The sequence below is a fragment of the Polynucleobacter sp. MWH-S4W17 genome, assembly GCF_018687535.1.
Lineage (GTDB): Bacteria > Pseudomonadota > Gammaproteobacteria > Burkholderiales > Burkholderiaceae > Polynucleobacter.
The window spans coordinates 1,528,725-1,544,294 of the sequence record NZ_CP061295.1 but is presented as its reverse complement, the minus strand read 5'-3'; the positions used below and the strand labels follow the sequence as shown (position 1 = coordinate 1,544,294).

Sequence of the window (15,570 nt, the reverse complement as noted above, 5' to 3'; positions counted from 1 at the left end):
GATAAAAAACTTTCAGTTGAAATTAGTCTGGAGTGCAAAGGCTTAAGATTTGCTTGAGGTCTGGCGCTTGTCCTAACTTCCAGAGTGCGGAAATCAGTTGACGGGTTTTCTCATTTCCAATCACTGGCTCGGCCAAGCTTGTAAATTTTTGCTCCAAGTTTGCATCGCTCATTGGGTTTTCTACTGAACCAATCGCATTCTTTACGAAAATATGCACTTCTTTGCCATCCTTAAGGAAGGCTTTAACGTCCACAGATGCTTCACTAATAGAAGTATCGGTAGTCGCATTCACCTTAGCGCGCAAAGCTACAACGTCAGGACGGTTAACGATGTCATCTGCATATTCACCTTCACCTGCTTGACCAAACATCAAGCCTACAGCACAGCCGTGATACACACTGAACTTGCCTTCCAGTCCATCCTTAGGTGTTTTCTTGCCAGTTAATTCCAGTACCAGTGGGTGAACACGCAACTCAATGCGTTCAACCTCTTCTGCCTTGACACCTTGGGCGCGTAATTGGGCGCAAGCATCAATGGCTGGGTGAATCACAATTCCGCAAGCAAAAGGTTTATAGGTATTTAGGGAAATCTCAAAAGATTTTCCAAGGGCACGATCAATTTCTGACCAGTCACACTTAGTAGAAACGGTTTGCATATAGCCACGACCCGCTTCAAGCGCTTTAGAGCTTGCAGTAAAACCATGTTTTGCCAACAACGCAGAAAGTTGACCTGCACGTGCAGCGCCACCCGGATGAAAGGGTTTGGTCATCGTGCCAAATTGCTCGCGCATACCAACCGGTTGTGAGGCAGCAATACCCAGAGCCATAGTTGTTTTTTGCAGATCAAGACTCATTAAGCGTGAACATGCAGCAGCAGAACCCAACATCCCTGTGGAGCCAGTGATATGCCAGCCACGATGGTAGTGATCTGGATACATTGCATTACCGACTCGACAGGCAACATCAATGCCTAGAACAAGAGAGTCAATCATTTGGCGACCATTGGCACCAATGTGTTCGCCTAAGGCTAGGATTGCAGAAGCCACTGGGCCAGCTGGATGAATCACGGTTTTGAGGTGGGTATCGTCAAAGTCAAAAGTATGTGAGCTAATACCATTAATCAAAGCCGCTCCACCCATATCTACTTTATCTTTGCGACCGAGAATGCTGGCTTGTGGGGCTGGCTGAAATTCACGAATAGCGGCTAAAGACGATTCAACGCTCTCATGATTGGCTGCGCCAATCGCACAACCAAGCCAGTTTAAGAATGTACGATGCGCTTCGTGCTCAACCTCTGGAGTCCATCCTTGGCTTGGGTGAGTATTAACAAACTCTGCCAAAATTTTGGTGACTGGTGGTGCATTGAGATCGGCTGCTGCAGCAATAGCGTGAGACATATCAATTTCCTATGAATAAGTATGAATATTTTTTAAAGAAGGGAAGGTTGAAAAATCAATCGATTTCAATATTGCGGTCTTTGGCAACCTTAGCCCAGCGTGCAATATCTTCTTTGATGTAATTGGTAAATTGAGGGGGCGTCATGGGCATTAAAGTCATCGCCTCACTCGTCATTTTTTCTGAGAAGTCTGGTAGCGCCAATACTTTATTGAGTTCGGTATTGAGCTTGGCAACAATGGCCGGTGGCAGATTAGCTGGGCCCACCAGTCCGTACCACTGTTGACCATCAAAGCCGTTAAATCCCAATTCTTTAAAGGTTGGGATATTGGGGGCTGCAGTACTGCGTTTAGCACCAGTCACAGCAAGACCACGAACACGATTGGTGTTGATATAAGGGAGGGCGGCAAATAAGGTTGGGAACATTGCCTGGGTCTGTCCGGCAAGTAGATCCGTGTAAGCAGGACCTACGCCACGATAAGGCACATGCACCATAAATATTCCAGCTGCTAGCTTTAGTTGCTCCATGCCGAGATGTGTCAGAGTGCCTGGACCAGCAGATCCATAACTTAACTTGGCAGGATTCTTCTTGGCGTAATCTACAAACTCTTTGAAATTCTTGATTGGTAGATCAGGATTGATAATGAGTACGTTAGGTGTTGCACCAATCATGCCAATCGGTGTGAAATCTTTAATGGCGTCGTAAGGTAGTTTGCGGACAGCAGGGTTAGTGCCGTGTGTTCCTACATAAGCAATCATCAGCGTGTAGCCATCAGCTGGTGCTTTAGCGGTTGCTTGTGAGGCAATGGATCCGCCACCACCCCCCATATTTTCTACAACCACTGTTTGACCAATGGATCGAGATAGTTTTTCCGCAACTGCGCGCGCAATATTGTCTAGTCCACCACCGGCAGCTACTGGTGCAATCAGTTTGATAGGTTTAGTGGGGTAGGCTGTTGCTGCACTTTGCGCCTGCGCATTGAAATGGAATGCCAATCCCAAAAAAGCAAAGAGAAGGGATGACAAAAAAATCGGCTTTTGCCGATTGATCGTATTAGACATGTCTCGAGTCCGAATTATTGTTATAAGTTAATTTTGTACAGCCAAGTTATTTTACTATTGGTAGTGTTAGCCCTGCTCAGGCTTGGCTGGCTTTGAGTTTCTTTCGAATTGAGTGCTCTACGGGAATGGAGTCTAGGTTTGGCTCCAGCGCCTCACGTTCATCAAAGACAAAGCAGCTGCCTTGGTAATGAGCGGAGCCCACCTCCTCGAAATATTTCAAAATACCGCCTTCTAGCTGGTAGCTGTGCTCCATGCCAATTTCCCGCATATATAAGCCAGATTTTTCACAGCGAATACCGCCCGTACAAAAGCTGACCAGCGTCTTATTGGCTAAATCATCTTTATGTGCAGAAATTGCTGCTGGAAACTCAGTAAACTTTTCAATATTGAAATGCAGTGCATTCTCAAAAGTGCCGTAGTCGACCTCAAAGGCGTTGCGGGTATCAACCATCACTACAGGGCGACCTAGATCGTCAGTACCGCGATCTAACCACTCCTGTAGTTTTTTGGGGCTAATGAAATTAGCACGACCTTCCTCAGGACGAATCGCTGGGTGATTCATGCGAATAATTTCATTTTTGAGCTTGATCAACATCTTCTTAAAGGGCTGATCCTCAGACCAGCTTTCTTTTGCTTGAAGTGGGGCAAAGCGGGGATCGGTGCGGAGCCAATCCAGAAAACCACGTAACTCATCCGTTTTGCCGGCAAGGAACATGTTGATGCCTTCACCAGTCAATAGAATGGTCCCCTTCAGTTGGCGGGCATTGCATTCATCCAGCATTTTGGCGCGCAGCTCTGGCAAGCCGTCTAGGCTGACAAATAAATAGGCGGCAATATTTAGAATCGACTTCATTTTTCTCTCACTGGGCTACAACAGCATTATCGAGCAAATAGGCTAAGGGGGTGTTAATCTTGAGGTCTTATTCAAAGGAGACAAAATCCATGCTGAAATTAGCAAAAATGGCTAAAAAAGCCTTTAAAAACAGCCTCTTAGGCACTTTGATGGCCTTAGGAGTAAGCGGTGTTGCTTTGGCACAAAATGCGGGTGTTGGCACATGGCCCACCCAAAAGCCAATTCGTTTAATTGCGGTCTTTCCGCCAGGTGGCTCAGTTGACCAGGTTGCACGTATATTGGCACCTGCTTTGCAAGCAGAGTTGAAGCAAAACGTGATTGTGGAAAACGTTGGTGGCGCCTCTGGTGTAATTGGTACCTCCGCAATGACTCGGTCCGATCCGGATGGCTACACCTTTGCAGTGGTATTTGATACCCACGGCGTTAACCCTAGCCTCAAAGACAAACTCCCCTATGACACGATTAAAGATATTGCTCCCGTGATTTTGGTTGGCACATCTCCCATGGTGTTAGTTGCAAGCAAAAAATCTGGCATCACTAGCTTTAAACAATTGGTAGATCTTTCCAAGACAGGTAAGCAATTTAGTTACGGTTCAATTGGGATTGGTAGCTTGGGTCATCTAGCAATGGCACGTCTTGCAAAACAAGCGGGCTTTGATTGGAATCACATCCCTTATCGTGGTGGTGGTCCTTTAATGCAAGATGCTTTGGGTGGTCAAGTAGAGTTAGCTGTTGGCTCAGAATTTTTAGTGAAGCCTCATATTGATAACGGTGGAGTTATTCCGCTAGTGATTACAACTGCCAAGCGTTCAACATCCTTGCCTAATGTGCCGACGATTTCTGAGAGCGGGTTCCCAGGCTTTAGTGCGCCAGCTTGGTGGGCGGTATTGGCCCCTGGTAAAACATCTCCGGCAGTGATCGATGCAATGAACAAGGCATTAAATAAAGCCTTAAAGACGCCTGCAGTTGCTGAGAAGTTCAAAATGCAAGGCATCCAAATTATTGGGGGCACCCCTGTTGCTGCACAAGACTTTATCGGCAAGCAAATGGGTATTTGGGGCAAGTTTGTCATTGAAAACAATATTAAAGAAACTGCTCAGTAAGAGTTGTTGATAAGCAGTATTAATAAAAGGTAAGTATGTCAGAACGTTTAATTCCGTATCAGCCAATGGATTTAGCGGAGCCAGCAGAGTTGGTTGCTGCAATTCGCAAAAGACGAGGCGGTCAGTTTATTAATTTAGATCGCATGCTCTTGCATAGCATTCCAATTGCAGAGGGCTGGAATCACTTTATTGGTGAGATTCGGAATAACCTCTCTTTGGATCCGAAATTGCGTGAGTTGGCCATGTGTGGCGTAGCCGTCTTGAATGGTGCTGAATATGAATTCTTTCACCATGCGCCACCTTTTAAGAAGGCGGGCGGGACAGAGGAGCAGGTCCAAGGCTTACGACTTATTGGACAGCCGAATTTCCCAAAAGATCTGTACTCCCCGGTGGAAAACGATGCCGCTGAACTCACTTTTCAGATGACGCGCAATATCAAAGTGGATCCTGAATTAATGAAGCGCTTACAAAGGGCTCTGGGAAGTACGGATACCGTGGAATTAGTCACGGTAATCGCCGCTTACAACATGGTCTCCCGCTTCCTGATAGCGCTCGACGTTAATCCTGAAGATCATCCTCCGGCTTAAAGTTAAAACTTAGCCAAAGCCAAGTCGAAGCATTCATCAATATGATCCGCAACATCCAAACCATTATTCCTGGCATTGCTACCTCTGATGGTGCGGGTGTGAAATTGCGCCGTAGTCTGGGCGGTCAAAATCAAGTCAGGTTAGACCCTTTCTTGATGCTCGATGAGTTTTCCTCCAATGATCCAAATGATTATGTGGCAGGCTTTCCAGCCCATCCCCATCGGGGTTTTGAGACGGTGACCTATATGCTAGAGGGCCACATGTTGCATGAAGATCATTTAGGAAATCAGGGATACCTGAAAACTGGTGGCGTACAGTGGATGACGGCAGGGCGCGGCATTATTCATTCAGAGATGCCGCAGCAAGTGAGTGGCGCCATGCGCGGCTTTCAGTTGCGGATTAACTTGCCCGCCAAAGAAAAGATGAAGCCGGCTGGCTATAAAGATATTCAGGTTGCGGATATTCCGAAGATCGCTTTGGCAAATAGCGGCTCAGTAAAGGTCATTGCGGGCGCATATGAAGATGGTGGTAAAGCAGTTCAAGGTCCGATTCAGGGAATTACTACTGCACCTCTATTTTTAGATGTGCATTTACCACCCAACGCAGAGTTTGAGCAACGCATTCCAAAAGAACTCAATGCATTTATTTATGTATATGTAGGTGAGCTTGAATTAGGTGGGCCAATGATGCCTGCCCCAAAGCAGGCGGCTATTGTTCTTGGTGACGGAGATCTTTTCAAAGCGAGAACAGGATCTGTAGGCGCGCAATTTATTGTTCTGGCAGCTATACCCATACATGAACCCATCGTTCAGTACGGCCCTTTTGTGATGAATACTCGTGCTGAAATTGAACAGGCCATAGATGATTATCAAAACAATCGGTTTGTGGTTTCCTAGGTGACTCAATCAGCAACCCTTCAATGGGAAGAGGGCGGACAAATCTGTTCCGCTCATTGGCATTCTGAAAATGGCATTGCGCCGCATAAAAAGATTCAGATCGCTGATGACACGCTGACCGCTGACATTGCTTATCGCTTGGCTTGTGAAGGCACTGCGATGCTTTACAAGGGCGATTTTCAGAATGCGCGGCAACTCTTACAGGCTTTGGTAAGAAGGGTAGATAAGCCCTCCAAGAAGTCCACTAGAGCTGACAGAGTTTCCAAAGAGAAAATCAAAAGTCCCTTGGATACATTTAATCTACATCGTCTCACCCAATCTCAGCGCGCACGTATTTTGGGTATGGTTCTCATCCATGTGAATGCTGACCATACGATACCTTTGAGACGCGCCCGAGATATAGCGCAGGCTTGCCATGAGGCTTATGGAACACAAGAAACTTCCTATGTAATTTCTTTGCGTGAGTTGCTTGGCGTTATTAGCGCTCATGAGTGGCGCAAGACAGGTGTTCAAGTTCTGACTAGGGATGATGAAGAGGTTCGCATTCATCCGCACTACGGTGTTTTCTCTCCAGTGCGCAGTGAATATATTGACTTGGTGTTGAAAGCCCCCTTACCAGAAGCAATAAAAAATAGCTCCATTGCTTTTGATATTGGGACGGGTACTGGAGTGTTGGCGATTATTTTGGCTCTGCGAGATGTTCAGAGGATTATTGCGACCGATCTAAGTGATCGAGCGATTGCTTGCGCGAAAGAAAATATTGACCACTTAGGCTTGAATTCTCAAATTGAAATTCATCAAACCAATCTTTTCCCCGAACCAAAAGCTGCGCTTATTGTTTGTAATCCACCCTGGCTTCCAGCCAGACCAAGCTCCTCGCTAGAGCATGCGGTGTATGACCCTGAGAGTCAGATGCTGAAGGGTTTCTTGAGTGGGTTGAAAGATCATTTGCTACCAAATGGTGAGGGTTGGCTCATTCTTTCTGACTTAGCAGAGCACTTAGGCTTGAGAGCAAGAGAAGAGTTTCTGAATTGGATTGATCAAGCGGGCTTGAAGGTGATTGCGCATTTAGATACCAAGCCAACGCACAACAAGGCATTTGATAGAGCGGATGCATTGTATGCAGCGAGATCTAAAGAAGTCACTTCACTGTGGCGATTAACCCAAAAGTAGTACCACATTAAATAGCCCTACAAGCACCGCCCCCATTGGGATCATGGTTGTTAATCCACTACATCATCCTTAAAATCATTGAGAGTAGTAGTTAACTTACTACACATTTTTCGGTAAGTTAAATATAGTTTCTCTCATTCATTTTTTAAGGGTGCCATTTGCTTTCTGGTGCATTGTCTAGAAACATATTGCTAATTTCGGGGGTAACTTTCTCTCATGTATTAGCACTATTGATACTTTTATCGGGACCATTTGCGGGGTCAAAATCATCCGCTCCAGATTTTTTGATGGTAAATCTAGTAGGCAAAAGTACCTTGTCATCTCAGCAGAAAAAATCCCTGGCCGCACCCCAAATCAATACATCTTCTAGCAGTGAGAGCGATAGTTCCAGTGCTGTAAATGAGTCCCATGCGCATAGTGATAGTAAGGAGGCTGGACGTCTGGCAGTAGGCACGGCTAGACAGGCTATATACAGCCCCAAACCCCATTACCCCTTAGCCAGCAGACAGCTTAAGGAACAGGGTTTGGTCATTGCAAGATTATGTGTAAGTGAGCAAGGCCTTGTGCAAGAGGTTGGTATCACCCAAAGCTCAGGCTTTCAGGGTTTGGATCGCTCAGCCATCAAGGCTTTGACTCGGTGGAGATTTGCGCCAATTGCAATAGCCCCTGCTCAGGTTTCTTTGCAATGCTTTCAGACACCTATTCAATTTACCTTGGAAGGTTAGTGCTTGAACGAGAAAAATACCTTAGATCTTGATTCAAAATGTATTCGATCAAGCCAACTTTTGCCTAGATGCATTCTAAGCGAAACCTTATTGGGTCACACAAAGCAGATCTTCATCTTGCATGATGGGCATTCATATCAATTGCGCATCACTAAATTAGGGAAGCTCATTTTGACGAAGTAAATATGAATTAACTTACTAGCCAGCAAGAGCATTTTCATATGCATATAGCCAGCGATTTTTTGTTTTTATCACTGGAGATGGTATATGAAGCATCAAGAAGTTTTTCGTCCTCGAAATCGGTTGGCCTGGTTTTCATCGTTTGTATTGTTATATGGAGGATCTTTTTCAGTTTGGGCTAATGCTCAAGATATTGAGTTACCTAGGATTGATATTGTTGGGCGAGAGGAAAAGGCCCTTTATAAAATTCCAGGAACGGTTGATGTTATTGACCAAAAGAAGATGGAGGAGTTGCAACCTCAATCCTTGCAGGACGTCTTAAAGACGATTCCTGGCGTCAATATTCGTGGTGATGAAGGCGGCTTAGGAGCCATTCCGAATATTGGTATTCGTGGCTTAGGCCCAGGTCGGAGCACAAAAGTATTGCTCCTGGAGGATGGAGCTCCAATTCAACCAAGCCTCTTCATTTCCAATGCCTCCTATTACAGCCCACCTGTAGAGCAAATCGACGGGATTGAAGTTTTAAAGGGCGCATCGGGCCTGAAATATGGCCCATCCAATATTGGTGGCGTAGTAAATTACCTTAGTAAAACACCTGCTCCAGGATTTAAGTTAACCGGCAAAGTGGGCAACTACGGATATCGTTTAGCAGAGCTTGAGGCAGGGGGAAAATCATCATCGAATGGCGCCATTGGAGGAATAAATCTGATTCAATCTGAGTCCAATGGATACCAAGGTAATGGTTTCAAGATGTATGACATCTTGGTGAAAGGGGGAATGGAGATTTCGCAGAATCAGTGGTTAAGTGTGAAATACACACATTACGATAACAATATCAATACCTCATATGTGGGTCTACGCCCAAATCAGTACAGCAATCAATCAAAAGATAATCCAGCGCCAAATGACCGCTTCATTACTCAAAGAAATGGTGTAGATCTCAATCATGCTATCGAAATTAGTCCAGAGACCAAAATCAATACCTTGATGTATTGGAGTAGGTTATCTAGAGATTATTGGCGGCAAAGTATTGTTAAACGCACGCAGGAATCGACAGTCTTTAGAGCTTGCAACGTTGGTGCTGATTGCCTGATTGGGCGAAATCGAGAGTTTCAAATGTTAGGCATCGATTCTCGGGTTAGCCATGCCTATAAGGCTCTGGGGATTTCCAATGAAGCAGAGTTTGGATTGCGCTTGCATACCGAATCTCAAATCAATCAAGTATTGAGTTCCAAAACTCTCACCTATTCTGGTCGACTCACTTCGCAGGAAGATAACAAGGCTAATTCAGTTGCGGTCTATGCGCAAAACCGTTTCTTGCTGAGCAAAGACTTTGCCCTTATTCCTGGGGTACGAGTGGAAAGTTATAACCAGACCCGTTCAAATGCTGCTACTGGAAAAGCTGGTAGCGCCAAGAATGTAGAAACTATTCCACAAATTGGTGCTACCTGGCAGCTTGTTCCCCAAGTGCAGGCGTACGGTAGTGTTTATAAAGGTTTTGCGCCAGCACAGTTAGCCACCGCAATTGATGACAAAGGAGTTGATCAGCAGTTAGCCCCAGAACGCTCAACCAATACGGAGCTCGGTCTGCGTGGTCGCTCTGGCGCCTTTACTTATGATTCAGCTATTTTTAGCATGAACTTCAGTAATCAAATTGTGAATCAGAGCTTAGCTGCCGGAATTTCTAAAGCCAATGGCGGTAAAAGTTTGCATCAAGGTGCTGAGATGTCCTTGGCTTATGCGCTAGGAGGAGGATGGGGCATTAATGGTAATGCTACTTACATCCCGGTGGCTAAGTTTGTTGGCACGAGCTCTTTGGGGCGAGATGGTAATCGCATTACGTACACGCCTAAATTAACTTCAAATTTGGGTGTTAGCTACGAAAAGAATGGCTTCAATACTTTAGTCAATCTGAATTATCTTTCTGCTCAATATGCGGATTCAGCAAATACAGTTGCGCAAAATGCTATTGGAACTTTAGGCGAGGTCCCAGCCTTTGCAACAGTGAATTGGAGCGCTAACTACGCTATTAACAAAGATTGGAAAGTGTTTGGGGTGATTAATAATGTATTTGATAGGCGGTATATATCTAGCAGGAGTCCAGATGGAATCTTTGCGGGAGCACCTCTCAATTTCCAAGCTGGTATGAGTTATCAATTTAATTGATAAGAATAGGCGATTTCTGAATTAAAGAAAAACGCCACCTCGATGGGTGGCGTTTGACTGTTACTTCAAAATGGTGGAACCGGCGGGAATCGAACCCGCGTCCGCAAATCCTCCACAACAAGTTCTACATACTTAGTCATATCATTTAATTTAGCCAGCTAGGCACGGATTGACACGTTCCACGCTGACGATTCACTAAGTTTTCGAATCATTCCCCGTGACATGAAATGATCTTATCTCTTGTAAATGACCCTGATCTAGCTTGCGCTAGCTGACCCAAGAGAGAATCAGTTCAGGGGCAACCGCAATTAAGCGGCTAGTGCGAAACGTTCGTCGTTTGCAGTTAAAACATTCCCATTGATTTACGAGATAACGGGTCCTCGGTATGCCCTTGATGCTTTGTAACCCACGTCGAAACCATGTCGGTCCCAGATTGCATGCTTAGGAAGCTCTATTTTAAAGCCGCCAGCTTTAAATTGTTGAATATCTTTTATTCCCTATTGGGAAAGATGATTTGCAGTAGCTCGAGAGGCTTATTGACGATGTAATCGGCTCCCCAAGCCTCTGGAGGCTCTTTACAGCCACAGTAGCCATATGCGGCTGCGACAGTCTTCATTCCTGCCGCTTTGCCTGCTAGAACATCTCTAATGTCATCGCCCACATAAAGCGATTTTGTAGGATCAACCTTGGCCATTCTGGCGGCGTGCAAGATAGGTTCAGGATGGGGTTTTGAATACGGTGTTGTATCGCCAGAAACGGTGGAAATAGCTCGTTGGCGCAAACCCATTAATTCAGTAAGAGGGTTGGTGAAGCGCTCACTTTTATTTGTAACAATGCCCCAGGGGAGCTTGGCTTGATCCATTTGATCGAGTAAATGGCTCATGTCATCGAATAATTTACTCTCTACCAGCAATGCTTTTTCATAATTACTGAAAAATTCATCGCGCAATAGAGTGAAATCCGCATGATCGGGGCTAATGCCAAAGGCGCCTTCGAGTAATCCGCGAGCACCAGCCGATGCATAGGGGCGCAGAAATTCATAAGGCTTGGGCTTAAGATTACGTGCAACCAGCAATTGATTGGTTGCCGCTACTAAATCAGGTGCGGTATCAGCTAACGTGCCATCTAAATCAAAAAAGATTCCGGCGTATGGGCTTAAAAGATTTCTCATGTATTGAATTATTTACGAACGGCAATCATATAGTTCACATCGACATCATCATTCAGGCTATAGACCTGAGTGAGTGGGTTGTAGCTCATACCCTTCATGCCGAGCATTTCTAAGCCTGCATGACGTGTAAAAGCAACGAGTTCAGAGGGTTTGATGAATTTAGCGTATTCGTGAGTACCTCTGGGTAGTAATTTCAGAATGTATTCAGCGCCAATAATGGCAAATAAGTAGGACTTAGGGCTGCGGTTGAGGGTGCTAAAAAATAACGTGCCACCAGGCTTACAAAGTTTGGCGCAAGCGCGCACCACTGAAGCTGGGTCCGGTACATGTTCAAGCATCTCCATGCAAGTCACTACATCGTATTGTTCGGGCTGCTCATCAGCCAACGCTTCGGCCGAGATAGAGCGATAGGTGAGGTTTGCGCCCACTTCTAATGCGTGCAATTCAGCAACCTTAAGTGCTTTTTCTGATAAATCAATACCGGTTGTGTCTGCGCCTGATTGAGAAATGGATTCCGCCAAGATGCCGCCGCCGCAACCAATATCAACAACCTTCTTGCCTTCCAGGCTAACAAAGGACTTAATCCAGTTCAAGCGCAGTGGGTTGATGGCATGCAGGGGTTTGAATTCACTATTAGGGTCCCACCAACGATGGGCTAGAGCGCTAAATTTGGCGATTTCTGACTGGTCGACGTTCATATGAATTGCTTATCTGTAAGGCTATAGGAGAAGTTTATGAATATAGCGGAAATAAAAAAGCCCGCTAGAAGCGGGCTTTTTTACAAGTAAAGTGAATTACTTAGCTGCTGTACCAACAACTTCGATGTCAGTACGGCGGTTCTTAGCGCGGCCTTCAGCAGTTGCATTTGATGCAACTGGATTGCTCTTGCCTTTTGATTCTGTGTAGATGCGGCTACCGTCAACACCTTTGCTTGTCAGGTAAGTCTTAACTGACTGAGCACGACGCTGACCGAGGGCCATGTTGTATGCATCTGTACCAACGCTGTCAGTGTTACCTACAGCGATGATTACTTCTAACTTAATTTTCTTCAAGTCAGCAGCGATCTTGTCCAATGTAGCTTTACCTTCTGGTTTCAAGTCAGACTTATTGAAGTCATAAAGTGTGTCAGCTTGCAAAGTGATTTTGCTTTGGCTAACGCCAGCAGCAGCAGCAGTCAACGCACCGTCACAACCTTTAGCTGCAGTAGCAGGTGTCCAGTTGTTATCGCGCCAGCACAATGTGCCATCGCCGTTTTTCCAGTTTAGGGCGCCATCGCCGTTTTGCCAGTTATCAGAAGCCATCGCTGCAGTAGCAGAAACAGTAATAACAGAAGCGAGCAACACTCTTAGGGTTTTGTTCATTTTTAGTCCTCAAAAATCTCTTTTTTAATTAAAGTCAAACTTAAATGTAATTCGCCCTACCTTGATGCAAAAACTGCAAAGCGACACATCTCAATTTCGTACAAACTGACAGAATCTTAGCATAGGGCCTACCTGTCATCAAAATGATATTATTTCTAGATGGAACAAGCCGCTAAAGAAACACTACCAATATCCCTCGAAGACGAAATGCGGCGGTCCTATTTGGACTACGCAATGAGCGTCATCGTCGGCAGAGCCCTGCCAGACGTGCGTGACGGCCTCAAGCCGGTTCACCGCCGGGTCTTATTCGCAATGTATGAATTAAACAACGATTGGAACCGAGCTTACAAAAAATCTGCCCGCATAGTTGGCGATGTAATCGGTAAATACCATCCGCACGGTGATTCTGCGGTGTATGACACGATCGTTCGGATGGCCCAGGACTTCTCTCTGCGCTATATGCTGGTTGATGGGCAGGGTAACTTTGGCTCCGTAGATGGCGATAACGCTGCTGCAATGCGCTATACCGAGATCCGTCTCCGCAAGATAGCTCATGAGCTTTTGGCCGATTTGGACAAGGAAACTGTCGATTTTGGGCCGAATTACGACGGTAGCGAGAAAGAACCCTTGATTCTGCCTGCCAAAGTGCCTAATTTGCTCATAAATGGCAGTTCTGGCATTGCTGTAGGTATGGCGACCAATATCCCCCCTCATAACCTCGATGAGGTGGTTACAGCCTGTTTGCACGTGCTGCACAACCCTGAATGCACAATTGATGAGCTCATTGAGATCATCCCAGCCCCGGATTTCCCAACCGCCGGCATCATTTATGGCGTTCAAGGGGTTCGCGAGGGTTATCGCACTGGCCGCGGCCGTGTGGTTATGCGCGCTAAGACTCACTTTGAAGATTTGGATAAGGGCGCGCGTCAAGCCATCATTGTTGATGAGTTGCCGTACCAGGTAAATAAAAAGAACTTGCTCGAGCGCATCGCTGAGTTAGTGAATGAGAAAAAAGTAGAAGGCATTTCTGATTTACGTGATGAATCAGATAAATCCGGTATGCGCGTTGTTATCGAATTGAAGCGCGGTGAAGTGCCTGAAGTTGTTCTCAATAATTTATATAAGAGTACACAGCTCCAAGATAACTTCGGTATGAACATGGTGGCATTGGTAGATAACCAACCACGCTTGTTGAACTTGAAGCAGATGCTTGAGTACTTCTTGCAGCATCGTCGTGAAGTAGTGACACGTCGTACGATTTTTGAATTGCGTAAAGCACGTGATCGTGGCCATGTCTTAGAAGGCTTGGCTGTTGCATTGGCAAACATCGATGAGTTCATTGCGCTTATTAAAGCTGCTGCGAACCCTGTGATTGCTAAGCAAGAATTGATGGGCAAAGCTTGGGATTCATCGATGGTGCGTGAGATGTTGGCACGTGCTGAGACAGATACGCCAGGCGGCCGTAACGCCTATCGCCCAGAAGGATTGTTGCCTGAGTATGGTATGCAAACTACTGGCTTATATCGTCTCTCCGATAGTCAGGCGCAAGAAATTTTGCAGATGCGCTTGCAACGCTTGACTGGTCTTGAGCAAGACAAGATTGTTAACGAATACAAAGAAGTGATGTCAGAGATTTCTGACTTACTTGATTTGTTAGCAAAGCCAGAGCGTGTCACTCAAGTGATCGAATCCGAGTTGAAAGAAGTTCAAGCGGAGTTTGGTATTGCTGGTGGCGACACAGGTCGTCGCTCATTCATTGAGATGAATGCCACTGAACTCTTCACAGAAGATTTGATTACACCGCAAGACATGGTGGTGACGCTTTCAAATACTGGTTACATGAAGAGTCAGCCACTGAGTGAATACCGCGCACAAAAACGTGGTGGTCGCGGCAAGCAAGCTGCAGCCACTAAGAATGAAGATTGGATTGATACACTTTTCGTTGCGAACACCCATGACATTATTTTGTGCTTCTCCGATCGCGGTCGGATGTATTGGCTCAAAGTTTGGGAAGTGCCGCAAGGTAGTCGCACCTCTCGTGGCAAGCCAATCGTCAATATGTTCCCGTTAATTGAAGGCGAGAAGATCACTGTGATTCTGCCAATTAAGGGCTATCAAGATGATCATTACGTCTTTATGGCTACTAGCCTGGGCACTGTGAAGAAGACTCGCTTGTCGGATTTCTCAAATCCACGTAAGGCCGGCATTATTGCGGTTGACTTGAATGAAAACGACTTCTTAGTTGGTGCGGCGATTACTGATGGTCAGCACGACGTCATGTTGTTCTCTGACGCCGGTAAAGCAGTGCGCTTTGATGAGAATGATGTTCGCCCAATGGGTCGTACCGCACGCGGTGTGCGTGGCATGAACTTAGGCGAAGGTCATCAAGTGATCGCTATGTTGGTTGCTCCCGCAGAAGCAGCAGAAGGCGTTGAAGAGGCTGTGGTGGATGCAAACGGCATTGCAATTCCAAGTAGCGTATTGACGGCTACAGAGAATGGTTACGGTAAGCGTACGCCAATCGCTGAATATACGCGTCATGGTCGCGGTACGAAGGGCATGATTGCCATTCAGACTTCAGAGCGTAACGGTAAGGTGGTTGCTGCTGCCTTGGTATCTCCAGAGGATCAAATTATGTTGATCACTACTGGCGGCATCTTGGTACGTACTCGTGTTTCTGAAATCCGCGAAATGGGACGGGCCACTCAAGGCGTTACCTTGATCAACGTTGATGAAGGCACTCGCTTATCAGGCTTACAGCGTATTGCTGAGAGCGATTCGGACGAAGAGGTTGATGCTGATGGCGCAGAAGAAGGTGATGTATCTGCTGATCCAACAACCGACTCTAATGACGATACGGCAGGTGACGCTTAAGCGTCACCTTTAGACTAGACACATC

General features: G+C 46.0%; 14 protein-coding genes and 1 other RNA gene. 8 read left to right on the top strand and 7 right to left on the bottom strand.

Going from position 1 to position 15,570, the window contains the following annotated elements; translation table 11 throughout:
* Positions 1–22: 22 nt before the first annotated feature.
* From C2755_RS07660 to C2755_RS07650, 3 genes are all read right to left on the bottom strand, one after another.
* Positions 23–1,396: an MmgE/PrpD family protein gene (locus C2755_RS07660; RefSeq protein WP_215320599.1), complete on the bottom strand. Its 1,374-nt coding sequence runs from the start codon at positions 1,394–1,396 to the stop codon at positions 23–25.
* A 55-nt stretch (positions 1,397–1,451) separates the two neighbouring features.
* Positions 1,452–2,456 (bottom strand): tripartite tricarboxylate transporter substrate binding protein, encoded by a 1,005-nt coding sequence (locus C2755_RS07655; protein WP_251368452.1) that lies wholly within the window; start codon positions 2,454–2,456, stop codon positions 1,452–1,454.
* Between the two features lie 76 nt (positions 2,457–2,532).
* A complete protein-coding gene (locus tag C2755_RS07650) occupies positions 2,533–3,309 on the bottom strand; it encodes a sulfurtransferase (protein ID WP_215320597.1) in 777 nt (258 codons plus the stop codon).
* Positions 3,310–3,398: 89 nt separating this feature from the next.
* Between C2755_RS07650 and C2755_RS07645 the strand changes: the two genes are divergently transcribed.
* From C2755_RS07645 to C2755_RS07615, 7 genes are all read left to right on the top strand, one after another.
* Positions 3,399–4,412, top strand: coding sequence for a tripartite tricarboxylate transporter substrate binding protein (locus C2755_RS07645; protein ID WP_215320595.1), 1,014 nt, complete (start codon positions 3,399–3,401; stop codon positions 4,410–4,412).
* 35 nt (positions 4,413–4,447) lie between these two features.
* Positions 4,448–4,999, top strand: coding sequence for a carboxymuconolactone decarboxylase family protein (locus C2755_RS07640; RefSeq protein ID WP_215320593.1), 552 nt, complete (start codon positions 4,448–4,450; stop codon positions 4,997–4,999).
* 41 nt (positions 5,000–5,040) lie between these two features.
* Positions 5,041–5,895: a pirin family protein gene (locus C2755_RS07635; protein ID WP_215320591.1), complete on the top strand. Its 855-nt coding sequence runs from the start codon at positions 5,041–5,043 to the stop codon at positions 5,893–5,895.
* Positions 5,896–7,068, top strand: a complete 1,173-nt coding sequence (locus tag C2755_RS07630; protein ID WP_215320589.1) for a class I SAM-dependent methyltransferase — start codon at positions 5,896–5,898, stop codon at positions 7,066–7,068.
* A 314-nt stretch (positions 7,069–7,382) separates the two neighbouring features.
* Positions 7,383–7,793 carry an energy transducer TonB gene (locus C2755_RS07625; protein ID WP_215320587.1) on the top strand — a complete coding sequence of 137 codons (411 nt, stop codon included), beginning with the start codon at positions 7,383–7,385 and terminating at the stop codon, positions 7,791–7,793.
* 3 nt (positions 7,794–7,796) lie between these two features.
* On the top strand, positions 7,797–7,976 hold the full coding sequence (hemP, locus tag C2755_RS10460) for a hemin uptake protein HemP (protein ID WP_215320585.1): 180 nt from the start codon (positions 7,797–7,799) through the stop codon (positions 7,974–7,976).
* A gap of 84 nt (positions 7,977–8,060) precedes the next feature.
* Positions 8,061–10,139, top strand: a complete 2,079-nt coding sequence (locus C2755_RS07615; RefSeq protein ID WP_215320583.1) for a TonB-dependent receptor domain-containing protein — start codon at positions 8,061–8,063, stop codon at positions 10,137–10,139.
* 71 nt (positions 10,140–10,210) lie between these two features.
* Here C2755_RS07615 and ssrA read toward each other — a convergent pair.
* From ssrA to ompA, 4 genes are all read right to left on the bottom strand, one after another.
* Positions 10,211–10,569, bottom strand: a transfer-messenger RNA (tmRNA) gene (gene ssrA, locus C2755_RS07610).
* A gap of 60 nt (positions 10,570–10,629) precedes the next feature.
* Positions 10,630–11,310 carry an HAD family hydrolase gene (locus C2755_RS07605; protein ID WP_215320581.1) on the bottom strand — a complete coding sequence of 227 codons (681 nt, stop codon included), beginning with the start codon at positions 11,308–11,310 and terminating at the stop codon, positions 10,630–10,632.
* Positions 11,311–11,318: 8 nt separating this feature from the next.
* Complete coding sequence (gene ubiG / locus C2755_RS07600; protein ID WP_215320579.1) at positions 11,319–12,008, bottom strand: bifunctional 2-polyprenyl-6-hydroxyphenol methylase/3-demethylubiquinol 3-O-methyltransferase UbiG; 690 nt, start codon at positions 12,006–12,008, stop codon at positions 11,319–11,321.
* A gap of 96 nt (positions 12,009–12,104) precedes the next feature.
* The gene (gene ompA / locus C2755_RS07595) at positions 12,105–12,671 is read right to left on the bottom strand and encodes an outer membrane protein OmpA (RefSeq protein ID WP_215320577.1); all 567 of its coding nucleotides are present in this window, start codon (positions 12,669–12,671) and stop codon (positions 12,105–12,107) included.
* A 159-nt stretch (positions 12,672–12,830) separates the two neighbouring features.
* Between ompA and gyrA the strand changes: the two genes are divergently transcribed.
* Positions 12,831–15,545, top strand: a complete 2,715-nt coding sequence (gene gyrA / locus C2755_RS07590; protein ID WP_215320576.1) for a DNA gyrase subunit A — start codon at positions 12,831–12,833, stop codon at positions 15,543–15,545.
* Positions 15,546–15,570 lie beyond the last annotated feature (25 nt).